Origin of the sequence: Mycobacterium sp. 852002-53434_SCH5985345 (assembly GCF_001667155.1) — a bacterium.
Classification (GTDB): domain Bacteria; phylum Actinomycetota; class Actinomycetes; order Mycobacteriales; family Mycobacteriaceae; genus Mycobacterium.
Genome location: NZ_LZIE01000074.1, coordinates 207,485 through 230,210, shown reverse-complemented (window position 1 = coordinate 230,210; position 22,726 = coordinate 207,485). Strand labels below are relative to the sequence as shown.

Genomic DNA, 22,726 nt, shown 5'->3' with positions numbered 1-22,726 from the left:
CACCGGAAATCGGCGTGCGGTTATGCCACGAGCGTTACCGCAGGTAAGCGGTCAGTGCCCGTTCGACTTGAACCGCTCGACCGAACGCTGAACCTCGGCTTCGGCCTCCGCGCGGCCGACCCAGTCGGCGGTCTTGACGAACTTGCCCGGCTCCAGCGCCTTGTACTGCTCGAAGAAGTGCTTGATCACGTCCAGTTCGAATTCGGGCACGTCGCCGATGTCCTGGATGTGGTCCCACCGATGGTCGCCAGCCGGCACGCACAGCACCTTGTCGTCGCCCCCGGCCTCGTCGACCATCCGGAACATGCCCACGGGGCGCGCCTCGACGATCACGCCCGGGAACACAGACTGCGGCAGCAGCACCATGGCGTCCAGTGGGTCGCCGTCCTCACCCAGTGTGTCCTCGATGAAGCCGTAGTCGGTGGGGTAGGCCAGCGAGGTGTAGAGGTAGCGGTCCAGACGCACCCGGCCGGTCTCGTGGTCGACCTCGTACTTGTTGCGCTGGCCCTTCGGAATTTCGATGGTCACGTCGAATTGCACTGTGTGCTCCTTAGATCTGGGCGTATCGCGGTGGTCCGTCTGCGTCGGGGATCACCCTAGTCGAGGCATTTGCGGCGGATTCGGCAGAATGGGCTGAAGAGAGTCAGGAGAGCGATGGGTCCCACTCGCTGGCAGAAATCCACCCACGTGTTCGTCGGGTTGGCCGTGCTGGCGTTTGTCGCCGCCGTGGTGGCGGCGGCAACGTTTTTCACCTCGGCGGGGCACGGCGGCAACAGCTCGCACGCCCCGATACCGCCCCCGCATGCGCCGACGGTCAAGCCGGGGATGATCCCGGTCAGTGACACCGCCGAGACGCCGAGCCCGGCCGGGGTGGCCGCCGCGCTGGCGCCCATCGCGGCCGATCCGAACCTGGGCAGGTTGGGCGCCCGGGTCACCGACGCCCTGACCGGGAAAGAGCTCTGGCAGGTGGCCGACGACATGCCGCTGGTGCCGGCCTCGACCAACAAGGTGCTGACCGCGGCCGCGGCCCTGCTGACCCTGGACCACCAGGCGCGGATCAGCACGCGGGTGGTGGCCGGCAGCCAGAACGCCCAGGGCCCCGTCGTGCTGGTCGGTGCCGGCGACCCGGTGTTGTCGGCGGCGCCGCCCGGCGTGGACACCTGGTATCGGGGATCCGCTCGGCTCGGCGACCTGGTCGAGCAGATCCGCCGCAGCGGCGTGACGCCGACGGCGGTGCAGGTGGACACCTCGGCGTTCGCCGGGCCGACGATGGCGCAGGGCTGGGATGGGGCCGACGTCGACAACGGCGACATCGCGCCGATCGAGTCGGTGATGATCGACGCCGGGCGCATCCAGCCGAGCACGGTCAACTCCCGGCGGTCGCGAACCCCGGCGCTCGACGCCGGGCGAGAGCTGGCCAAGGCGCTGGGCCTCGATCCCGGCGCCGTGACGATCGCGACGGCACCCTCGGGGGCGCGGCAGCTCGCCGTCGTGCAGTCGGCGCCGCTGGTGCAGCGGCTGTCCGAGATGATGGACCACTCGGACAACGTGATGGCCGAGTGCATCGCCCGCGAGGTGGCGGCCGCGATCAACCGCCCGCGCAGCTTCGCCGGAGCGGCCGACGCGGTGACGAACCGGTTGAGCACCGCCCACGTCGACACCGGGGGCGTCACGCTGATGGATTCCAGCGGCCTTTCCGTCGACGACCGGCTCACCGCCAAGACCCTCGACGGTGTGCTGCAGGCCGCCGCCGGACCCGACCAGCCGACGCTGCGGGCGCTGTTGGATCTGCTCCCGATCGCCGCCGGTAGCGGGACGCTGGCCGACCGCTTCACCGACGCGGCCTCCAATCAGGGGCCGGCCGGCTGGTTGCGCGCCAAGACCGGCTCGTTGACCGCCATCAATGCCCTGGCCGGGGTGCTCACCGACCGCAGCGGGCGGGTGCTCACGTTCGCCGTCATCTCCAACGCCGCCGGTCCGAACGGCCGCAACGTGATGGACGCCCTGGCCAGCCGGCTCTGGTCGTGTGGTTGTTCATGAGCGCGCCCTCGGAGCTGACCCTCGGTACCGCTGTCGACTGGCGCTTCGCCGCCACCGTCGGTCAGCGGCTGGCCCGGCCCGGTCCGCCGTCCAGTGAATACACCCGGCGTCAGGTGATCGACGAGCTCACCAGTTCGGCCGCCAAGGCCGAACCGCCGGTGCGCGAGGTCACGGGCCTGGTCACCAACGGTGTCGTGCCCGCGGCCCGCATCGTCGACCGCCCCGAATGGATCGGCGCGGCGGCCGAGTCGATGCGGGTGATGATGAACGGGGCCGAGAAGCCGCGTGGGTTCCTGACGGGCCGCGTCACCGGCGCGCAGACGGGCGCCGTGCTGGCGTTCGTGTCGTCCGGAATCCTCGGTCAGTACGACCCGTTCGCCGCCGCGAAAGAGGGCTGCCTGCTGCTGGTGTATCCGAACGTCATCGCCGTCGAGCGGCAGCTACGGGTCAATCCCTCCGACTTCCGGTTGTGGGTCTGCCTGCACGAGGTGACCCACCGGGTGCAGTTCACCGCCAACCCGTGGCTGTCCGAGCACATGTCCCGCGCCTTGGCGCTGTTGACGCGGGACGCCGGTGAAGACATCGCGCAGGTGGCGAGCCGGCTGGCTGAGTACGTCCGCACCCGCGGCAACGGGACGGCCGACGGCAGCTCGTCGGGAATCGTGGGTCTGGTGCGTGCGCTGCAGTCCGAGCCGCAGCGGCAGGCCCTCGATCAGCTGCTGGTGCTCGGCACGCTGCTGGAGGGCCACGCCGACCACGTGATGGACGCCGTGGGGCCGATGGTGGTGCCGTCGGTGACCACCATCCGCCGTCGATTCGACGAGCGCCGCAATCGCAAGCAACCGCCGCTGCAGCGCCTGCTGCGCGCGTTGTTGGGGCTCGACGAGAAGCTCAACCAGTACACGCGCGGCAAGGCGTTCGTCGACCACGTGGTGGGGAAGGTCGGCATGGAACGGTTCAACGCGATCTGGACGGGTCCCGATACGCTGCCCCTGCCCGCCGAAATCGAGGAACCCCAGCGATGGATCGACAGGGTGCTGTAGGGCAGCTGCGCGCTGCCGTCGAGGCGTTCATCCAGGCCCATGTCGCCACGGCCGAACAATGGTGCGTGGCGCTGTCCGGCGGCCCGGATTCCCTCGCGCTCACGGCGGTGGCGGCCCAGCTGCTGCCCACCACCGCCGTGATCGTCGATCACGGCCTGCAACCCGACTCCGCCGCGGTCGCCGAGACCGCCCGGGCGCAAGCCGTCACCTTGGGATGCGTTGCGGCACAGGTCGTTCGCGTGCACGTCGGAAATGAAGGCGGTCCAGAGGCCGCCGCCCGTGCCGCCCGGTATGCGGCGTTGAGCGCGTACCACGGCGGACCGGTGCTGTTGGGCCACACGCTCGACGATCAGGCGGAGACGGTGCTGCTGGGGCTGGGCCGCGGGTCGGGCGTGCGGTCGATCGCCGGGATGCGCCCGTACGACGCGCCCTGGGGCCGGCCATTGCTGGGTGTGCGGCGCGCTGTGACCCACGCCGCGTGCCGCGAGCTGGGGCTGACCGCGTGGCAGGACCCGCACAACGTCGATCACCGCTTCACCCGGACCCGGCTGCGCCTGGAGGTGCTGCCGCTGCTCGAGGATGTGCTGGGCGGTGGGGTGGCCGAGGCGCTGGCCCGCACGGCCACGGCGTTGCGGGAGGACACCGAGCTCATCGACTCGCTCGCGGCCCAGGCGCTGCCCGAGGCGAAGGCGGGCGCGGGACTGCAGACGCAGGCGCTGGCCGTGCTGCCCGTCCCGGTTCGGCGCCGGGTGATCCGCGGCTGGCTCCTGGCGGGCGGCGCAACGGGCCTGACCGACAAGCAGATCCGCTCCGTCGACGCCCTTGTCACCGCCTGGCGCGGGCAGGGCGGGGTGGCGGTCGGGTCCGCACTGCGGGACGAGCGGCTGATCGCCGGGCGGCGCGACGGCCTGCTCACTCTGTGGCGCGAACCGGTTCGATAGGCGCAATACCGGGGTCGCCGTTGGTTATTCGGCCGTTGGCGTGGCACTCTGTGGGCGTGGCCCAGATCTCCTCGGCGATCACCCCCGCCCAGCCTGTGGAGCTGTACCCGGGGGACATCAAGTCAGTGCTGCTTACTGCCGAGCAGATCCAGGCGCGGATCGCCGAACTCGGTGAGGAGATCGGCGGGCAGTACCGCGACGCCATGACCGAGACCGGCCAGGATCTGCTGCTGATCACCGTGCTCAAAGGCGCCGTGATCTTTGTCACCGACCTGGCCCGGGCGATTCCGGTGCCCACCCAGTTCGAGTTCATGGCCGTCAGCTCCTACGGGACCTCGACGTCGTCTTCGGGTGTGGTGCGAATCCTCAAGGACTTGGACCGCGACATCCAGGGCCGCGACGTGCTGATCGTCGAGGACGTCGTCGACTCGGGCCTGACGCTGTCGTGGCTGCTGCGCAACCTCACCAGCCGCCATCCGCGTTCCTTGCGCGTCTGCACGTTGCTGCGCAAACCCGATGCCAAGGGGGCCAACGTCGACATCGCCTACGTCGGCTTCGACATCCCGAACGACTTCGTCGTGGGCTACGGCCTGGACTACGACGAGCGCTACCGCGACCTGTCGTACATCGGCACGTTGGACCCGAGGGTGTACCAGCAGTAGTCGCTAGTCGGCGATCGCAAGCGCGGCGAAGCCGGGCGCGGCGGGTCGCCGCCATCGCGCTAGTCCAACTCCCACACCGCGGTCACCGAAAAGCTCACCGTCTGCTGCCCGGGTGCCAGCGGGACCATGCTCGGCATGGCCTTCGGGGGCGCGGGTGGTCCCCCGGGTGTTGGTTCCGTCGCCTCCGAAATGGACAGCACCCTGCCCAGCCGAAGTCCGGACAGCTGGGCGTACTGCTCGGCGCGGTTTTTCGCGTCGTTGAACGCCCGCGCGCGGGCATCCTTGACCAGCTGCGAGTCATCGGCGATGGAGTAGCTGACCGACTTGATCCGGGTGGCGTCGCCGCCGGTGCCGACGATCAGGGCCAGCATCCGCGACGCGGCGTCGGGGGGGTGGATCTTGACCGTGATGGCGTTGGTCGCGCGGTACCCCGTGATGGTCTCGGTGCCGTTGGGTCCGGGATTGCTGAACTGCGGCTGCAGCGTGACCTCGGTCGTGCTGATGTCTTTGTGGTCGACGCCCGCGCCGACCAGCGCGTTGATGACCGCTTGCTGTCGGTCGTTGGTCTGGTTCATCGCTGCGGTCACGTCGGGTGCCGTGAACTCGATTCCGACGTCGGCGGTCAGGGTGTCCGGGACGCCCTGGACTTGCCCCGATCCGAAGACCGTGACCTGACGGGGATTGACCCCCGGCGCGGGCGCGGAAGGCGGGGAATCGCAGGCCGACACCATGGCGGCCGCCAATCCGGCGACGGCCAAGGCGATCAGCGTGCGGGCAAACCTCGGGGCTTTATTTGCGACCGGCATGCCTGGCACCCTAGCCGCTGGGGCGCCGCAGATGCTACGGGCCGGCCCCCGCCGTCCTGTTCGGCTGGCGTACGGGTTCGAAAACGATTGTTGTGCAAGCGTTTCAGTTGCTCTCGCCGTGGATGGCAAATCTCTCGGGCTGGCGTGGCGGCCACATATAAGTACATATATGACTCCAAACATATTGGTTTGCAATATCTTTCATATCCAACCCAAATGTTCCAGCATTTCTGTCCAGCAAAGTGAACAGTTATCGACTCGGTAATGAATTGGCGAGCCTGAGACTGTCTTCTCTGGACGCGACTGACCTAACGTGGCCAGGCGCCCGGCTCGATGCATGCGTGCGGGCTGAAAGCTGTTGATTCGAAGGGAATTAGAGGAGGGGAAATGTCTTATCTGATGGCGCAACCGGAAATCCTGGATGCGGCGGCCGGTGAACTGCACAGCATCAATGAGGCCGTGCGGGAGGGCAACTCGGCCGTGGCAGGCCCGACGACCGGGATCGTTCCCGCCGCCGCTGATGCGGTGTCGATGCTGACCGCCGCGCAGTTCTCCTGGCACGCAAAGCTCTTCCAGGAGATCAGCGCCGAGGCCGCCGCGGTTCGTGATCAGCTGGCGACGACGCTCGGCATCAGTGCCGGCTCGTACGCCGCCACGGAGATGGCCAACACGGCCGCGGTCGGTTAGGCGAGCACACATGCTGGATTTCGCGCAGTTGCCGCCGGAGGTCAACTCCGCGCTGATGTATTCCGGCCCCGGCTCGGGACCGCTGCTGGCCGCCGCGGCGGCCTGGGACGGGCTGGCCGCCGAGTTGCATTCCGCAGCATCCTCATACGGCTCGGCGATTGCGGGCCTTACCGACGGGCCATGGCAGGGGCCGGCTGCGTCGTCCATGCTGACGGCGGCCCTGCCGCAAGTGGCGTGGCTACGGGGCACCGCGGGGCGGGCGGAACATGCCGCCGCCCAAGCGGTGGCGGCAGCGGGAGCCTACGAGGCGGCGTTCGCCGAAACGGTGCCCCCGCTGGTGATTGCCACCAACCGGGCGCTGCTGATGGAGTTGCTGGCGACGAACCTCCTCGGGCAGAACACCGCGGCGCTCGCGGCGACCGAGGCGCAATACGGCGAGATGTGGGCTCAAGACGCCGCCGCGATGTATGGATACGCCGGCACGTCGGCCGCGGCGTCGACGTTGGCACCGTTCGAGCCCGCAGCGCCCAGCACCAACCCGGCCGGGGCCGCCAATCAGGCCGCGGCGGTGGCCCAAGCGGCCGGCAGCGGTGGAGGTAACAGCATGCAGGGGCTAGACACGGTGCCTCAGGCGTTGTCGTCGCTGGCCGGGTCGGCGAACAATCCCAATCCCGCGTTTTCCCTCGGCGGAATCGCCCTCAACCCCGAGGGCGACGGGCTCGTCGTCAGCGGTCCGTTGGGTGATTTGTTGGAGGGTCTGACCGGGTCGCAAACCCTTGACGCCAGTACGCCCTTTGACGCGTTCATCCGGTTGATTTCGCCGACCCGGCTATTCACCACCTCGTTCAAAGACATCCAAGGTATTGCCCAGGGCATGATCCCCGCCGCGAAGTCCGCGGCCGAGGGTGCCGCCAAAGCCGCGGAAGCGGCTCTGCCCGCGGCCATTGCAGGGCCGGGCCTGGGTTCGATCGGCTCGATCGGCGGAGCCGTCGGCAAGGCCGCATCGATCGGTGGGTTGTCGGTGCCGGCGGCATGGACCAGCGCGGCCCCGGCGGCGCCACCGGTCACCTTGGCTCTCAACGGCCTCACTGCTGCGTCGGCTATGGAACCTGCCACGAACGCGGTTGGCGGGGTGCCGATGATGCCTGTTGGCGGGACGGGGCGTAGTGCAGCGGCCCACTTCGTCGCGCCGCGATACGGTTTCAAGCCCACGGTCATTGCTCAACCACCCGCGGGGGGCTGATTCGAGACGCACTCGCTCCGCGCGTCAGAAGGGTGGGATCGTCCGGGACGGGTTCCACGGCCGGCTCGTCGGGAATCCAGTCCGGCGGTAGTTCTTCGGGCTCTTTGGGATCGTTCACCCAAGTGCAGAAGGGGCTGGTGCTAGGTGTGCCTTTGAATGCGAAGAGCATGTCGCGCATGTGATTACGGAATTGCGCGCCGCGATTTCGTGCCCGTCCGCGACGGCCAGCACTACAGACACGGCGGAGGACGTTTGGTAAAGCGCATAATCCGGTCAGGTGTTGTCCACAGGTCGATCGTTTGAACCACCCAGTACGCGGCGAACTCGAGGATCAGCGCCACCTCGGCCAGAAGGCCCCAATGGCCGCCCAACCCTCTTGAGTAATGAACCCAGAGAACTGCAATTAACGTAGCCAGCATCAGCCAGGCAATCCCCCAGTAGATGCGCTTGTAACCGCGCTGATGCGGTGACTTCGACGGGTCCTCTCGCCCGACGACGTATGCGGTGCAGAACGTGGTGGCGATGAAGGCCGAGAGCAGTAGTACTGCGGCTGCACCGTGTGCGTACTCCTTGAACGTGTCCCGAAAGAAGATCAGCGCAATCAGGCCGAGCACCATAATCAGCCAGAAAACGCACAGCGACACTATTCCCCCCGGCCTTCGCTTCCGCGGGGGGCGACCGCGCCTCCATTGGTCCAGCATCACCGACCAGATCACCAAATAGCCCAGACCCAATGCGATGGCGACCGCCCAAACATTGGGCAGCATGGCGGCCTTGGCATTGTCGTCGAAGTCGAGCGGCAGATTAGCTGGCCCGGGGCACAGGTCGTCGGGTCGAGGCTGCGGCACTATCGCGGCGGTCAATGCGCTGACCCCGGCCAGAGTCAACAAGACATCCTCGGTGTCGGTGCTGCCCCTATAGATGATGAATAGCGTGCCGAGCGCCAGGAGCGCGGCGACGACGATGCTGTGCGCGGACGTGTAATAGTAAGTGCTGATGGCCGATTGCCAGCAGGGTGCCGATATCCTTTCGATGATCACGCCCGCAGCGAGCATCACCATTAGTACGACCATGGCGACGCGTAAGTCACGGTATATGGCAAGCGTCATGGGAGTCCGACGCGGGCCTTGGCCGCCCGTGCCCGTTGGCTGGCTCACGCTGCCCACACTTCCGGATGACTAACGCTTTCGCCCTTTTGGTTCGCTTCAGTCATGTCCGTACCTGTTTGTCGACGATGTCGGGTGATATGGCTGACTGCACAGGATTTTAGGGATATTCGTCTAACGGCGTGCAGCTATGGGGTTTCTGATTTGAAGTCGCGCCGCGGCGCCGTTTTGAGAGCGGATATCCCGCAAGAGTTACCGTGCCGTCGGCCAGTTGCTTATCGCGCCACTCGCCGAAGGGTTTAAGTCGATGATGGGAGCGACGCGGAATTACTCTCTTGAGTAATTCACCCCATGTCAACCCAAAAGGTCAGGGCCAAGACACCGGCACCAGCCACGGCCAGGAGGATCACATCGAACGGGCGAAGACGCGGGGGTTCTGCTGCACCGATCCGAATCTCGCGAGCGATAAGGAAGAGTGGAACCGTCACACTGATGGCGACGAAGAACCCGCCGACGATGTAGAGCCAGACGAATCGCACGCCGTACTTCCTGGCTTCGACGACCATGAGGATGGCGACGGACATACCTAGCATCAGGGCGTCGGCGGTGAGATTGCGCGACGACGCGTTGACCCTTGTGTCGTGCCAGAAATTGTCGAAGAACGCGGCAAGGCCGCTGTGTGTGTACGCGACGGTCTGACTCCACGTCGCAACAAGCGCCAGCACCGCGATCAGCGCGTACACGGCGCACAACACTTTGCGGGACGTGGGAATGGATGCCGGTTGCACCTGCTCTGTTGTTGTCACGACCACACGCTAGAGGAACACGACCGCTCGCTAAAGCAATTTGAACCGATGATGTTGTCGGCAAAGGTATTTGAGGTTGTCCGCGACGGTCCGCCACCCGCAGCCGGATTGCGGTGGCTGAACGGAATGGTGCGGTCGAGGTCGCAGACAACGGCCGGCCGGCTGCACCCGGGGAAGCGACAGGTGAGATCGCGGCACCGGACGGCGGACGGTTGATAGCGCAGGGCCTCGACCGGACTCGTCATCGGATCGGCGACGAAAGGATGCGGCCGCGGCCAGTTGGCGCACTTGCTCGGCGGATGACGCCGTCGCCCTCCAGTAGCCGGGCTCGGCGCCATCGGAATGGACGGTCCGTTCGCTGGCCACCACGTTGATGACCACCTGATCAGTTTCTCGTCGTGACCAGATCGCTGCGGCTGATGATCAAGCGCACCGTGCGCCAGTCCGTCCGGCCCTTCCCGAGCAGGGCCGCAACTTTCGGCAGCCTGGTGTCCAGCGCCTCCGCGTACGACACCAGATAGCCCGCCGCCACGGGCGAGAGGTTCATCGCGGCGGCGACCTCGGCAGCGGTCTGCTCGAAGCCGTCGATTGCCGCGTATTTATGGTCCAACTCGGGCCGCTCGGCGGTGGCCACCCGATGCCGCAGCAATGCTGCTACCGCAGCCAGCCGGCGGGCCACCAGCATGGTTCCTGCCGGTGCGACTACTCGATCAGCTCCACCAGGGCGGCGGGATTCGGCGGTGTATCGAACATACGCTCGATAGCATGCCCCGGCACTGACACGCAGCGTCGACCGGAAGCGACTCAGCCGCCCGAGCCCTCCGCCGTGGGATTCGGCATCAACACTCGCTGGCGGGTCGTGGCGCGGAACGGATCCAGCGACTGCCCGTCACCCAACGCCGCATGCACATCTTCGGGCGTGATCAGGCCCAGTTCCACCTGTAGCCAGGTAGCGCTGAGCCCGAACGCGTGCGCGGCGCGCCTGGCCTCCTCGGCGTCGGGGAAGTCGTCGGCGTTCGCGCGACCGGCGCCCCCATACCACCGTCCTTTGGTGACGCCACAGGCGTCGCGCAACTGCTCGACCGTGATGTCGCGGTTCAGCGTCGCCTCGAGCAGGCGCTTGAGTCCCCAGCCTGCGGAGTTAGTGCGTGGCATCCGTCCAGAGTAACCCGGTGCCGAAAGACGGGCAAAGCATCTAGATCTGCGAGTCGATGACGAAAAATAAGAAATTAGTACTTAGTACTAGACATAGATTCCTAATTTATGACATAGTCTCCGGAAGCACGACGGGACACCCCAGATCCAGGCATTCAATGAGGAGAAGACACATGTCGTTCGTGACCACACAGCCGGACCTGCTGCTAGCCGCGGCCGGCCAGCTGCAGGCGATCGGCTCCGCGGTAACCGCCGCGAACTCGATGGCCGCGTTTTCGATCACCGGAGTGGTTCCGGCGGCGGCCGACGAAGTCTCGGCGATGACTGCGGCCGCCTTCGCCGGTTACGGCCAGCAGTATCAGGCGATCAGCGCCCAGGCCAGCATGATTCATGAGCAGTTCGTCAGCGCGTTGGGACGCAGCGCCGATTCGTACGCAGCCACCGAGGCTGCCAATCGGACGCAGATGGTGGGGGGCCACGTCGCCCCCGCCCGTATGGCGCCTGTCGCGCCCGCTCGCCCCGCACCCGCCGCGCCCGCTCACGTTTCGCCACCTGCGCCGCGCCGCGTGACCCCGAACGCCCCGGGCCGGGCAGTGCCCGGCGCCCCGGTCGGCTCGGGCCCGGCCGCGCCCGGACCCCTGGGGGCGGCGACGCCCGTCGGCGCGGGCTGGCAAGGGGGCGGCGGTTACGGCGCTGGCAATTACGGCGCCCACCCCGCACCGCAGCACGGCGGCTATGCCAATGCCAATTACGGCCACATGACACGGCAGCACGGCGGATACGCCAATGCCAATTACGGCGCCCACCCGGCACCGCAGCACGGCGGCTACGCCAATGCCAATTACGGCGCTCACCCGGCGCCCGCCGGCCACGTCGCAGGTGCGGAATTGGCGGCCGGTCAGCACATCTCGCCTTCGCAGCTGGCGCCGACGGCGCCCGTCCACCGGATGCCGCTGGCGGCCGCCGCGATACCGGCCGAACACGTCGCCCCCATGCACCTGCCCGCCGGCATGCCCAACGAACACGTCGTGCAGGCGCACGCCGCCCTCAAAGCTGCCGGCCCGAAGCCCATGCCGGCGCTGGCATAGCGAAACGACATAGAGAAAAGGAAGGTAGTCATGGATTTCGGTGCGATGCCCCCGGAGGTCAATTCGGGCCTGATGTACGCGGGCCCCGGCCCAGTGTCAATGCTGGCGGCGGCGACCGCGTGGGAGGGGCTCGCCGCGGAGCTGCGTTCAGCCGCGACGAGCTACGGGACGGCGATCCTCGAGCTCACCGATGCCGCCTGGCAGGGCCCGTCGTCGGAAGCGATGGCGGCCGCCGCATCCCCCTACGTGGCCTGGATGCACGCCACGGCGGCGCAGGCCGAGCAGGCTGGTATGCAGGCGACCGCAGCCGCCGTCGCGCACGAGGTGGCGTTTGCGGCGACCGTGCCTCCGCCGGTGATCGCGGCCAACCGCGCCTTGCTGATGCAGCTCATCGCGACCAACTTTCTGGGCATCAACACACCGGCGATCGCGGCCACTGAGGCGCAGTACGGCGAGATGTGGGCCCAGGACACGATGGCCATGTACGCCTACGCCGGCTCCTCGGCGGCGGCGGCCATGCTGGCGCCGATGACGGTCGCCCCGCCCACCACCAATCCCGGCGGGGTCGCGGCCAGCGCCATGGCGGCCGGCGAGGCCAACATGCAGGGGTTGGCCACCCAAGCGACCATGGGGTTGCCGTCGACGCTCAGTTCGTCCGCCTCGTCGCTGGCCAGTAGCTTCCCGTCGGCGATCAGCAGTCTCACCGGCCTGCTCGGCATGCCCTTCGGACAGGGTGGCGGCACCGCCACATCGGGACTGGGCGGGATCACCGCGTCCAACGCGGGCCTTGCGAGCGGCGTGGGCGCATCCTCCCCGGTGGGGCTGGCCGATATGCAACGTTTCCGTCCCGGCCAGCCGCTAGTACCCGCACCGCAGAGGCTGTCGCCGGCGGCAAGTTTCGGCCAGGCCTCATCCGTCGGGGGCCTCTCGGTTCCCCCGAACTGGACCGCGGCGACTTCCCAAGTTGCCGCACCCGCCGGGGCTCCCCTGTCGGGAGCCGGCGCGGCGGCTCGAATGCTGAGACCCCCGCATAGCTCCGCGACCCAAACGGGCGGCATGGAGATGCGCGGATTCGGCGCCACCATGCCGGCTCCTGCCAGCGTATTGCCGCGCGTGGTCGGATAACGGAAAGGAGAAAAGACTGAACGCATCGGCAGCCAAACTTCCAGCTTGACAACAACTTTCGAAGGAGACATGTAATGACAACACGATTCATGACCGATCCGCACGAAATGCGGGCGATGGCGGGCCGCTTCGAGGTGCACGCCCAGACGGTTGAGGATGAGGCTCGCAAGATGTGGGCGTCCTCGATGAACATCGCCGGCTCCGGCTGGAGCGGTCAGGCGCAGGCCACCTCGTACGACACCATGGGTCAGGTCGATCAAGCGTTCCGCAACATCGTCAACATGCTGCACGGCGTCCGCGACGGACTGGTTCGAGACGCGAACAACTACGAGCAGCAAGAGCAGGCCTCACAGCAGATCCTGGGCAGCTAGCCCACCAACCAAAACAGGAGACGATTGACGATGACCATCAACTATCAATTCGGCGATGTCGACACTCACGGGGCCACCATCCGCGCGCAGGCCGCGTCTCTGGAGGCTGAGCACCAGGCCATCGTTCGCGATGTGCTTGCGGCCGGGGACTTTTGGGGCGGTGCCGGTTCGGTGGCCTGCCAGGAGTTCATCACCCAGTTGGGCCGCAACTTCCAGGTGATCTATGAGCAGGCCAACGCCCACGGGCAGAAGGTGCAGAGCGCCGGCAGCAACATGGCCAGCACCGACAGCGCCGTCGGCTCCAGCTGGGCCTGACGGCCTAAGGAGTGACGAGGACTTTGCAGTGTCGCTCGGGGTCGGCGAGGTCGTCAAAGGCCGCGCCGACCCCGTCGAGGCCGACCTCGCCGGTAATCAGCGGGGTCGCGTCGATGTCGCCCTCGGCCAGCGCGCGCAGCGAGTCGGTGAACTCCTCCGGGGTGTAGGCGAGCACGAATTGAACACTGATCTCTTTGGCAATCGCGAAGAACGGATGCACTGTGTCGGGCTGCATGCAAACACCGGCGACTACCAGGCGGGTGCCGGGCCGGGCCCGAAGCAACACGTCGTCGATGATCCCCGGCACTCCCACCGCCTCGAACACCACCGCGGGTTTGACCGAGTCGAACGGCGAACCCTGTGCGGCATCGAGCGCCCGATGGGCGCCCATGGCGGCGGCGAGTTCGCGCCGCTTCGGCGAAAAGTCCGCCGCGACAATGTTTTCGACGCCTCGGGCACGCAGGGCAGCGATGATCGCGATGCCGATCGGGCCGCAGCCGATGACCAGCGCCGTCTCGCCCGGCGCGATGTTGGACTTGTTGACGGCGTGCAACCCCACCGCCATCGGCTCGGTCAGCGCCGCATGTTTGAAGTCCAGGCCGTTCGGGATGGGGAGCAGCAGCGGTGCCGAGAGCAGCATTCGTTCGGCGTAGCCGCCGATTGTGCTGTTGCTGTAAACGATTGGCTCCACGCCCTTGGCGGACAGCAAGACCGGAAGCGAGGTGACCAGCGTTCCCGGCGGGTGGGTTTCGGTGTCGGGCCCGGCGTCGAGCACCTCGGCGCTGAACTCGTGTCCCATGAAGACGTCGTGGCCCAGGTCGACGTGCATGCCGCCCGCACCCGCGGCCACTCGATTGCTCATTTCCAGCACCTGTGCGCCGTGAGCGGCGAAATGCAGGTCGGACCCGCAGATTCCGCACGCCCGCACGCCGACGAGCACCTGCCCTGCCTCGGGCACGGGCTCCGGCACGTCGTCCCGGTAGACCATCCGTCCATCTCGCAGTACCGCCGCGCGCATCAGCTTCCCGCGCCCTTCTGCTCCTCGACATGCTCAGTGATGGCTTTCACCACGGCCTCACCCGCTCGGCCGATCAGCTGGTCGCGATTGCCCTTGGCCCAGTCGTGGGATGACCGCGCCGCCTCGAGCTGGCCCTTGAAATGGGGAATCACCTTGCGCGCCATCAGGTCGTAGCAGTGATAAGTCGCCTCGGGGGACGCCCAGTCGTGGCCGAGCATCAGCAGCGTGCCGAACCCGCCTGAGCGGTCGAGCAAGTCTTCGATGTGGGCGATCGCGTCGTCGGGGGTACCTATGCAGCAATTGCCCTTGGCCGCGTAATCCTCGACGAACTCGTGCGGTGTCTGGGCGCCCTCCACGGCGTTGGCCAACGGGACGAACCCCGCCGCGCCGAAGTAGTTGGCGAAATCCTGTAACCCGTAGGTGCAATCGTCGATGGCCTGCTCGCGGCTGTCCGCGATGTGCATGATGCTCAGAACACGCCAGTCGGACCGATTTGGCTCGTCGCGTCCGACTTTTGCGGCCTGCTCGCGCACCACGTCCCAGGTGATTTCCAGAGCTGCGTAGCCACCCGGCACCGACATCGACAGTGATAACAACGACGTGCCCAGTGCACCCGCCAGCCGCGGCCCGGACGGCGAAATCATTGCCGCCGTTGAGATTTCCGGGTAGGGCCAGGTGTAGGGCCGGATGTGCAACTGCGCGTCACGCAAGGTGAACCAGTCGGCATGACGGTCTATTCGCTCGGAGGGCCCGGCGCGGAACAGCGCGAGGATCGCTTCCAACGACTCCTGCATCATGTGCCGTTGGTCGACCGGGTCGATGCCCATCATGTAGGCATCCGATGGCAACGCGCCGGGGCCGGTGCCGAACATCACCCGGCCGCGGGTGAGGTGGTCGAGCAACACCCAGCGATCGGCCACCATCAGCGGATGATGGTAGGGCAGCGAAACCACCCCGGTGCCCAACCGGATGTGCTTCGTCCGCTCGGCCGCCGCCGCGATGAAAACTTCCGGGCAGGCGATCAATTCGTAGCCACCGGAGTGGTGTTCGCCGAACCAGGCTTCGTCGAAGCCGAGCCGATCCAGCGCGACCACGCGTTCCATGTCGTATTCCAAAGCCACCGTTGGCGATTGGCCAATCGGGTGAAACGGTGTGATGAAGACACCGAAGCGCAGGGGGGCACTCATCGCAGCTCCAATTCGTTGAGGAAGTCCAGTAGGGCCGCGTTCACCTCGTCCGGGCGCTCCTGCTGCAGCCAGTGTCCCGCGTCGTCGATCATGACCTGACGGTAGGGGCCGGTGATCAACTGCGACGCGCGGTCGGCGCGGGTGAACGTCAGCACCGGATCGGCGGTCCCACCGATAAAGAGCGCAGGCACAGTGATTTTGGCGTCGGCCAGCTCCGGGGTGGTCTCCCAATTGCGGTCGAAATTGCGATACCAGTTCAGGCCGCCGGTGAACCCGGTGCGAGAAAACTCGCTGATGTAGTGGTCGAGCTCATCCTGGCTGAGCCAGTCCGGCAGCCGGTCGGGTTCCGGAAGGCGATCGATGAATCCCTCGGTACCCGGCGCTACCATGCGTGCCGCGGAGAGCGGGTCATCCGACGTGCGCAGCCCGCCCAGCATCCGGCGGATCGTGCGGGCGGGATCACCGTTGAGCTCCGCGTCGGCGACGCCCGGCTCCTGGAAGTACAGGATGTAAAAGAACTTGTCGCCTAACATCTTGCGCCACGCCTTCGTCGGCGCAACGTGCGAGCGGGGCACCGCCGGGACGCTGAGCGCGGCGACGGCGGCGACCCGATCCGGGTGCAGCAATGGCGCATTCCACACCACGGCGGCGCCCCAGTCGTGTCCGATCCAGACAGCGCGTTCGGCGCCGACATCGTCGAGAAGACCGACTAAGTCGGCCGTCAGCTGGTGGATGTCGTAAGCCTCGATGGCGTCCGGGCGCGAGGAGCCGCCGTAGCCGCGCTGATCCGGTGCCAGCACGTGGTAGCCGGCCTCGGCGAGGACCGGTATCTGGTGGCGCCACGAATAGGCCAGTTCGGGAAAGCCGTGGGCCAAGATCACCGCGGGTGCGCCGCGCTCTCCCGCCTCAGCCACCCGCAGCTGCACACCGTTGGTCTCGACTAACCGTTCGGTTGATTTGAGCACCATGTCACCAAAGCACACCCCCCACCGGGCTGAGAAGTATTCGCGTTTGATCGCGATTTGCATTCCAACGGCTTTGGTCGCCTGGTAGATATCGCCGTGAGCGCTCGCACGACTGAAGGCAGGTGAACCCGGAAATGAAGCGGCTCGACCACGTCGTCCTCTGGACGCGAGATCCGCGCGCGTCGATGGATTTCTACACCAGGGTGGTTGGCTTGGAGCCGGTCCGGTTTGCCGAGTTCGAGGCGGGCGATGCGCCGTTCCCCAGCGTGCGGGTATGTGAGGAATCGATCATCGACTTGTCGCCGCGTGCCGCTGTCGCCACCACCGAGTCGATGACACGGGCGCAAGGCAGCGCCGGCTATCCGGTGAACCACGTTTGCCTGGCTTTGTCGAAGGCCGAGTACGAGGCACTGGATCAGCGTCTGCAAGCCGAAGGAGTGGACACCAGCGCGCGGTTGAGTCGCACTTTTGGGGCCCGCGGCTGGGCGCCGCAGGGGTACTACTTCACCGATCCGGACGGCAATGTGATCGAGGCCCGGTATTACGAGTAGCGAAACTCTAGAAGGGTCCGCCCGCCATCGAACGTCACGCTGGCGTGGCCACCACCGGCCACCGTCGCGCTGGCGTGACGCTCGGCACGCCCCCGGGGGAACCCCCGCTCGTTATATCGACAACGGCGATGACCCGGCCCCCGCAAGCGGGCGGTACCCCCAGCGCCCGGCTCTGCCGGAGCTGGCGATCGCCGCGGCGACAATGGTGGCGACCCGTTGCGCTCCGGCTCTGCCGGAGCTGGCGATCGCCACTAGCGGTAACCTGGACGTTTCTAGCTGCGTGTATATCGGGGAAGGACCTGGCCGGCAAGGCCGATGATTGATGAACCGGAAAAACGTTATTCGCACCATCACGGCGATTGCAGTCGTGGTGCTGCTCGGTTGGTCGTTCTTCTACTTCAGCGACGACACCCGCGGCTATAAGCCAGTCGACACGTCGGTAGCGGTGGCGCAGATCAACGGCGACAACGTCAAGAGCGCTCAGATCGACGATCGCGAGCAGCAGCTGCGGCTGACCCTGAAAAAGGGCAACAACGACACCGACAATTCCGACAAGGTCATCACCAAATACCCGAGCGGGTACGCGGTCGACCTTTTCAACGCGCTGAGCGCTAAGAACGCAAAGGTCAGTACGGTCGTCAACCAGGGCAGCATCCTGGGCGAGCTGCTGGTCTACGTATTACCGCTGCTGTTGCTGGTGGGCCTGTTCGTGATGTTCTCCCGGATGCAGGGCGGCGCCCGCATGGGCTTCGGCTTCGGCAAGTCGCGCGCCAAGCTGCTCAACAAGGACATGCCCAAGACCACGTTCGCCGACGTTGCGGGCGTCGACGAGGCCGTCGAAGAGCTTTACGAGATCAAGGATTTCCTGCAGAACCCCGGCCGCTATCAGGCGCTGGGCGCCAAGATCCCCAAGGGCGTGCTGCTTTACGGCCCACCCGGGACCGGCAAGACGCTGCTGGCCCGTGCCGTGGCCGGGGAAGCGGGAGTTCCGTTCTTCACCATTTCCGGGTCCGACTTCGTCGAGATGTTCGTCGGCGTCGGCGCGTCGCGGGTACGCGACCTTTTCGAGCAGGCCAAGCAGAACAACCCGTGCATCATCTTCGTCGACGAGATCGACGCGGTGGGCCGCCAGCGCGGCGCCGGGCTCGGCGGTGGCCACGATGAGCGGGAGCAAACGCTGAACCAGTTGCTGGTCGAGATGGACGGGTTCGACCCGCGGGCCGGCGTCATCCTGATCGCGGCCACCAACCGGCCCGACATCCTCGACCCCGCGCTGCTGCGGCCCGGCCGCTTCGACCGGCAGATCCCGGTGTCCAACCCGGACCTGGCGGGTCGCCGCGCGGTGCTGGCAGTGCATTCGAAGGGCAAGCCCATCGCCCCCGACGCCGACCTCGACGGATTGGCCAAGCGGACCGTCGGCATGACCGGTGCCGACCTGGCCAATGTCATCAATGAGGCCGCGCTGCTGACCGCACGGGAGAACGGCACCGTCATCACCACCGCCGCGCTCGAAGAGGCGGTGGACCGGGTGATCGGCGGGCCGCGCCGCAAGGGCCGCATCATCAGCGAGCAGGAAAAGAAGATCACCGCCTACCACGAGGGCGGCCACACCCTGGCCGCCTGGGCGATGCCCGACATCGAGCCGATCTACAAGGTCACGATCCTGGCCCGCGGACGCACCGGCGGTCACGCGGTGGCGGTGCCCGAGGAAGACAAGGGCCTGCGGACACGCTCGGAGATGATCGCGCAGCTGGTGTTCGCGATGGGCGGGCGTGCGGCCGAGGAACTGGTGTTCCGGGAGCCGACGACCGGCGCGGTGTCCGACATCGAGCAGGCCACCAAGGTGGCCCGCGCGATGGTCACCGAGTTCGGGATGAGTTCCAAGCTGGGTGCGGTCAAATACGGCACCGAACACGGCGACCCGTTCCTGGGCCGCACCATGGGGACGCAGGCCGACTACTCCCACGAGGTCGCCCGCGACATCGACGACGAAATCCGCAAGCTCATCGAGGCGGCCCACACCGAGGCGTGGGAGATCCTCACCGAATACCGCGACGTACTCGACACGCTGGCCGGCGAGCTGCTGGAAAAGGAAACGCTGCACCGCGCCGAGTTGGAGGGCATCTTCGCCGACGTCGAAAAGCGGCCCCGACTCACCATGTTCGACGACTTCGGTGGCCGCATCCCGTCCGACAAACCGCCGATCAAGACGCCCGGCGAGCTGGCCATCGAGCGCGGCGAGCCGTGGCCACCACCGGTTCCCGAACCGGCTTTCAAGGCGGCCATCGCGCGGGCCAGCCAAGCCGCCGCGGCCGCGGGAGCGGACGCCGACCGAAACAACAACGGCGGCAATGGTTCTCAAGGGAACGGCCCCCGCCCGGGCGTGCCGCACGGCCCCACCCAACCGGACTACGGTGCGCCGGCGGGCTGGCACGCGCCGGGATGGCCACCACATGATCAACAGCCCAACTGGTATCCGCCGCCCCAGGCCCCGCAGCAGCCCTACTGGCCGCAGCCGGCGGGGAACCACCCGGGTTATCCGGGCCACCCCGCTCGTCCGGGTCAGCACGGTCCGCAGGGTCAGGCGCAGCCCCCTTACCCGCCGTATCCGCCTTACCCGCCGCCCGGGCTGCCCGACCCGAATGGTGGAAAGTCTCCCGACCAGCAGGACGACGACGTGAGCCGATCCAACCCACCGGCGCACGGCTGACGAACGGAGGATTCGATGGCCTTAACTGGTTTGGGGCCCGACACAGCCACTCCCACGACTCGGGTGTTTGACCAGGCGCGCGCCGAAGCCGCGGTCCGGGAATTGCTGTACGCCATCGGCGAGGACCCGGACCGGCACGGTCTGCGGGAAACGCCGGCTCGCGTCGCCCGTGCCTACCAGGAGATGTTCGCCGGGCTCTACACCGATCCCGACAGCGTGCTGAACACGATGTTCGACGAAGACCACGATGAACTGGTGCTGGTGAAGGAAATCCCGCTGTACTCCACCTGCGAGCACCACCTGGTGTCGTTTCACGGTGTGGCCCACGTCGGCTACATCCCTGGCAACGACGGCCGGGTGACCGGGCTGTCGAAGATCGCGCGACTGGTCGACCTTTACGCCAAGCGACCGCAGGTGCAGGAGCGGCTGACCAGCCAGGTCGCCGACGCCCTGATGAAGAAACTCGATCCGCGCGGCGTGATCGTCGTGATCGAGGCCGAGCACCTGTGCATGGCCATGCGCGGCGTCCGCAAGCCCGGCGCGGTCACCACCACCTCGGCGGTACGCGGACAGTTCAAATCCAACGCCGCTTCCCGAGCCGAAGCCCTCGATCTCATCCTGCGTAAGTGAGTCGGCGCCTGTGCGGGTTATGGGAGTCCTGAACGTCACCGACGACTCGTTCTCCGATGGCGGCCGCTATCTCGACACCGGCGACGCAGTGGCGCACGGACTGGCGCTGGCCGCCGACGGCGCGGACATCGTCGATGTCGGGGGGGAGTCGACTCGCCCCGGCGCCACCCGGATCGACCCGGGGGTGGAGACCGCTCGTGTGATCCCCGTCGTCAAAGAGCTTGTGGCAGAGGGAATTACGGTGAGTATCGACACCATGCACGCGGGCGTCGCGCGGGCGGCGCTGCAGAATGGCGCGCGGATCGTCAACGATGTGTCGGGCGGTCGTGCAGATCCCGCGATGGCGCCACTGCTGGCCGACGCCGGGGTGCCCTGGGTGCTTATGCATTGGCGGTCGGTGTCGGCCGATCGCCCGCATGCGGCCCCGCACTACGACGACGTGGTCGCCGAAGTGCGCGCCGAGCTGCTCGCCAGCGTTGATGCCGCGGTGGCCGCCGGCGTGGACCCCGCCAACATGGTGATCGATCCGGGGCTCGGGTTCGCCAAGACGGGTCAACACAACTGGGCGCTGCTGCGCGCGTTGCCGCAGCTGGTCGACACGGGGATCCCGGTGCTCCTGGGCGCCTCACGCAAACGGTTCCTCGGTACGTTGTTAGCCGGGCCGGATGGCTCGCCGCGCCCGCCCGCCGGCCGCGAGACTGCGACCGCGGTGATCTCCGCGCTGGCAGCGTTGTACGGAGCGTGGGGTGTTCGCGTGCACGACGTGCGGGCCACGACCGACGCGCTCAAGGTGGTGGGGACCTGGACGCAGAGCGAAACGCAGCAGACCGACCTGGCTGGAGACAATGGCTGATCGAATCGAATTGCGGGGGTTGACGATTCGTGGAAGACACGGAGTTTTCGATCACGAGCGGGCCGACGGGCAAGAGTTTGTTGTCGATATGACCGTGTGGATCGACCTCGCCGGGGCCGCCGCCAGCGACGAGCTGGCCGACACCTACGACTACGCCGCCCTGGCCGAGCTGGCGACCGACGTCGTGGCCGGACCGCCGCGCAACTTGATCGAAGCGGTCGGTGGCGAGATCGCCGACCGGGTGATGGAAGACGACAGAGTGCACGCCGTCGAGGTGGTGGTGCACAAGCCGCAGGCCCCGATCCCGCAGCAGTTCGCCGACGTCGCGGTGGTGGTGCGGCGGTCGCGGCGCGGTGGTCGCGGTTCGGTGGTTCCGGTGGAGCGGCGCCTATGACGTGGGTGGTGCTGTCCATCGGCTCCAACCTGGGCGACCGACTGGCGCGCCTGCAGTCGGTCGTCGACGGGCTGGATGAGAAGGTGCTCGCGGTGTCGCCGGTGTATGAGACCGATCCGTGGGGCCGGGTCGATCAGGCGCCGTTTCTCAACGCGGTGCTGATCGCCAACGATCCGGGGTGCGACGGGCAGTGCTGGCTGCGCCGAGCCCAGGAATTCGAGCGGGCGGCGGGCCGCGTGCGCGGCGAGCGCTGGGGCCCGCGCACCCTCGACGTCGACCTGATCGCCTGTTACGGCGAGGCGGAGGTGGTCTCCCGCGAGAACAACCTGACGCTGCCGCATCCGTTGGCCCATTTGCGGGCCTTCGTCATGATCCCGTGGATTGCCATCGACCCCGATGCCCAGCTGACCGTCGGCGAGGGCCCGCGACCGGTTGCGAGCCTGCTCGCCGAACTGGAGCCGGCCGACCGGGAAAGCGTTCGGTTGACCAGCCTGACGCTCGACCGGGCCGGCCCGGGACCGGAAGCCTGATGGGCCCGACCCGCAAACGTGACCTCACGGCCGCGGTCGTCGCCGCTGCGGTGGTGGGTTATCTGCTGGTGAATGCCCTCTACCGGTGGTTTCCGCCCATCACGGTCTGGACGGGCCTGTCGCTGCTGGCGGTGGCCATCGCGGAAGCCTTATGGGCGCGCCACGTGCGGGCCAAGATCACCGACGGCGAAATCGGCGTTGGCACCGGCTGGCTGCACCCGCTGGCGGTGGCGCGCAGCCTCATGGTCGCCAAGGCGTCGGCCTGGGTGGGCGCGCTGGTGCTGGGCTGGTGGGTCGGCGTGCTCGTGTATTTCCTGCCGCGGCGGTCCTGGCTGCGTTCGGCCGCCGAGGACACCAGCGGCGCCGTGGTCGCGGCCGTCAGCGCGCTGGCGTTACTCGTCGCCGCGCTGTGGCTGCAGCATTGCTGCAAGTCCCCGCCGGATCAGACCGAGCACGGTGAAGGCGCGGAAAACTAGCCCACACGTATGCCGTCGACAACC

General features: G+C 67.3%; 24 protein-coding genes and 3 pseudogenes. 17 read left to right on the top strand and 10 right to left on the bottom strand.

Going from position 1 to position 22,726, the window contains the following annotated elements; translation table 11 throughout:
• Positions 1-51: 51 nt before the first annotated feature.
• Positions 52-540: an inorganic diphosphatase gene (locus A5756_RS18635; RefSeq protein WP_066955591.1), complete on the bottom strand. Its 489-nt coding sequence runs from the start codon at positions 538-540 to the stop codon at positions 52-54.
• 114 nt (positions 541-654) lie between these two features.
• On the opposite strand from A5756_RS18635, the gene dacB reads away from it, so the two are divergent.
• The 4 genes from dacB to hpt are packed head-to-tail and all read left to right on the top strand — an operon-like array spanning position 655 to position 4,686.
• Positions 655-2,040 (top strand): D-alanyl-D-alanine carboxypeptidase/D-alanyl-D-alanine-endopeptidase, encoded by a 1,386-nt coding sequence (gene dacB / locus A5756_RS18630; protein WP_066955588.1) that lies wholly within the window; start codon positions 655-657, stop codon positions 2,038-2,040.
• Positions 2,037-3,083: a zinc-dependent metalloprotease gene (locus A5756_RS18625; RefSeq protein WP_066955585.1), complete on the top strand. Its 1,047-nt coding sequence runs from the start codon at positions 2,037-2,039 to the stop codon at positions 3,081-3,083. Before dacB ends, A5756_RS18625 begins: the two co-directional genes overlap by 4 nt.
• Entirely contained in the window at positions 3,062-4,024 is a 963-nt protein-coding gene (tilS, locus tag A5756_RS18620; RefSeq protein ID WP_066955582.1) for a tRNA lysidine(34) synthetase TilS, read from the top strand. The genes A5756_RS18625 and tilS overlap by 22 nt, the downstream gene beginning before the upstream one ends.
• 50 nt (positions 4,025-4,074) lie before the next feature.
• Positions 4,075-4,686, top strand: coding sequence for a hypoxanthine phosphoribosyltransferase (gene hpt, locus A5756_RS18615; protein ID WP_066955579.1), 612 nt, complete (start codon positions 4,075-4,077; stop codon positions 4,684-4,686).
• 59 nt (positions 4,687-4,745) lie between these two features.
• On the opposite strand, the gene A5756_RS18610 is transcribed toward hpt, so the two are convergent.
• On the bottom strand, positions 4,746-5,492 hold the full coding sequence (locus A5756_RS18610) for an SIMPL domain-containing protein (protein WP_066955576.1): 747 nt from the start codon (positions 5,490-5,492) through the stop codon (positions 4,746-4,748).
• A gap of 387 nt (positions 5,493-5,879) precedes the next feature.
• Between A5756_RS18610 and A5756_RS18605 the strand changes: the two genes are divergently transcribed.
• Positions 5,880-6,179, top strand: coding sequence for a PE family protein (locus A5756_RS18605; protein WP_066955573.1), 300 nt, complete (start codon positions 5,880-5,882; stop codon positions 6,177-6,179).
• A gap of 10 nt (positions 6,180-6,189) precedes the next feature.
• A complete protein-coding gene (locus A5756_RS18600; protein WP_066955570.1) occupies positions 6,190-7,422 on the top strand; it encodes a PPE family protein in 1,233 nt (410 codons plus the stop codon).
• On the opposite strand, the pseudogene A5756_RS26510 reads toward A5756_RS18600, so the two are convergent.
• The 5 genes and pseudogenes from A5756_RS26510 to A5756_RS18580 all read right to left on the bottom strand — a co-directional run.
• A pseudogene (locus tag A5756_RS26510) lies at positions 7,394-7,615 on the bottom strand (hypothetical protein); the annotation flags it as partial. The gene A5756_RS18600 and the pseudogene A5756_RS26510 overlap by 29 nt on opposite strands.
• Before the next feature lie 37 nt (positions 7,616-7,652).
• A complete protein-coding gene (locus tag A5756_RS18595; protein WP_066955567.1) occupies positions 7,653-8,531 on the bottom strand; it encodes a hypothetical protein in 879 nt (292 codons plus the stop codon).
• Between the two features lie 341 nt (positions 8,532-8,872).
• Positions 8,873-9,334, bottom strand: coding sequence for a DUF2834 domain-containing protein (locus A5756_RS18590; protein ID WP_066956001.1), 462 nt, complete (start codon positions 9,332-9,334; stop codon positions 8,873-8,875).
• Between the two features lie 39 nt (positions 9,335-9,373).
• Positions 9,374-10,087: pseudogene (locus A5756_RS25540) on the bottom strand (DUF222 domain-containing protein); the annotation flags it as partial.
• A 51-nt stretch (positions 10,088-10,138) separates the two neighbouring features.
• Positions 10,139-10,489: a hypothetical protein gene (locus A5756_RS18580; protein ID WP_066955561.1), complete on the bottom strand. Its 351-nt coding sequence runs from the start codon at positions 10,487-10,489 to the stop codon at positions 10,139-10,141.
• Between the two features lie 173 nt (positions 10,490-10,662).
• Here A5756_RS18580 and A5756_RS26725 point away from each other — a divergent pair.
• From A5756_RS26725 to A5756_RS18560, 4 genes and pseudogenes are all read left to right on the top strand, one after another.
• Positions 10,663-10,944, top strand: a pseudogene (locus tag A5756_RS26725) (PE family protein); the annotation flags it as partial.
• A 663-nt stretch (positions 10,945-11,607) separates the two neighbouring features.
• On the top strand, positions 11,608-12,702 hold the full coding sequence (locus tag A5756_RS18570; protein WP_066955554.1) for a PPE family protein: 1,095 nt from the start codon (positions 11,608-11,610) through the stop codon (positions 12,700-12,702).
• Positions 12,703-12,776: 74 nt separating this feature from the next.
• Positions 12,777-13,073 (top strand): WXG100 family type VII secretion target, encoded by a 297-nt coding sequence (locus tag A5756_RS18565; protein WP_066955551.1) that lies wholly within the window; start codon positions 12,777-12,779, stop codon positions 13,071-13,073.
• 30 nt (positions 13,074-13,103) lie between these two features.
• Positions 13,104-13,388 (top strand): WXG100 family type VII secretion target, encoded by a 285-nt coding sequence (locus A5756_RS18560; protein WP_066955548.1) that lies wholly within the window; start codon positions 13,104-13,106, stop codon positions 13,386-13,388.
• 4 nt (positions 13,389-13,392) lie between these two features.
• Here the strand turns inward: A5756_RS18560 and A5756_RS18555 are convergent, their stop codons facing one another.
• From A5756_RS18555 to A5756_RS18545, 3 genes are read right to left on the bottom strand one after another with little or no spacing between them, the layout of a single operon-like run.
• Positions 13,393-14,406 carry a zinc-binding dehydrogenase gene (locus A5756_RS18555; protein WP_066955545.1) on the bottom strand — a complete coding sequence of 338 codons (1,014 nt, stop codon included), beginning with the start codon at positions 14,404-14,406 and terminating at the stop codon, positions 13,393-13,395.
• Complete coding sequence (locus tag A5756_RS18550) at positions 14,406-15,593, bottom strand: LLM class flavin-dependent oxidoreductase (protein WP_066955542.1); 1,188 nt, start codon at positions 15,591-15,593, stop codon at positions 14,406-14,408. The genes A5756_RS18555 and A5756_RS18550 overlap by 1 nt, the downstream gene beginning before the upstream one ends.
• Positions 15,590-16,561 carry an alpha/beta fold hydrolase gene (locus A5756_RS18545; RefSeq protein WP_369828686.1) on the bottom strand — a complete coding sequence of 324 codons (972 nt, stop codon included), beginning with the start codon at positions 16,559-16,561 and terminating at the stop codon, positions 15,590-15,592. The genes A5756_RS18550 and A5756_RS18545 overlap by 4 nt, the downstream gene beginning before the upstream one ends.
• Positions 16,562-16,692: 131 nt before the next feature.
• Here A5756_RS18545 and A5756_RS18540 point away from each other — a divergent pair, with 131 nt between their 5' ends.
• From A5756_RS18540 to A5756_RS18510, 7 genes are all read left to right on the top strand, one after another.
• Positions 16,693-17,109, top strand: coding sequence for a VOC family protein (locus A5756_RS18540; RefSeq protein ID WP_066955998.1), 417 nt, complete (start codon positions 16,693-16,695; stop codon positions 17,107-17,109).
• A 322-nt stretch (positions 17,110-17,431) separates the two neighbouring features.
• A complete protein-coding gene (gene ftsH, locus A5756_RS18535) occupies positions 17,432-19,819 on the top strand; it encodes an ATP-dependent zinc metalloprotease FtsH (RefSeq protein WP_066955539.1) in 2,388 nt (795 codons plus the stop codon).
• A 15-nt stretch (positions 19,820-19,834) separates the two neighbouring features.
• On the top strand, positions 19,835-20,449 hold the full coding sequence (gene folE, locus A5756_RS18530; protein ID WP_066955536.1) for a GTP cyclohydrolase I FolE: 615 nt from the start codon (positions 19,835-19,837) through the stop codon (positions 20,447-20,449).
• Positions 20,450-20,468: 19 nt separating this feature from the next.
• Positions 20,469-21,302, top strand: a complete 834-nt coding sequence (folP, locus tag A5756_RS18525; RefSeq protein WP_066955533.1) for a dihydropteroate synthase — start codon at positions 20,469-20,471, stop codon at positions 21,300-21,302.
• Positions 21,295-21,696, top strand: a complete 402-nt coding sequence (folB, locus tag A5756_RS18520; RefSeq protein WP_066955530.1) for a dihydroneopterin aldolase — start codon at positions 21,295-21,297, stop codon at positions 21,694-21,696. Before folP ends, folB begins: the two co-directional genes overlap by 8 nt.
• On the top strand, positions 21,693-22,226 hold the full coding sequence (gene folK, locus A5756_RS18515) for a 2-amino-4-hydroxy-6-hydroxymethyldihydropteridine diphosphokinase (protein WP_066955527.1): 534 nt from the start codon (positions 21,693-21,695) through the stop codon (positions 22,224-22,226). Before folB ends, folK begins: the two co-directional genes overlap by 4 nt.
• A complete protein-coding gene (locus A5756_RS18510; RefSeq protein ID WP_066955524.1) occupies positions 22,226-22,702 on the top strand; it encodes a DUF3180 domain-containing protein in 477 nt (158 codons plus the stop codon). The genes folK and A5756_RS18510 overlap by 1 nt, the downstream gene beginning before the upstream one ends.
• Positions 22,703-22,726 lie beyond the last annotated feature (24 nt).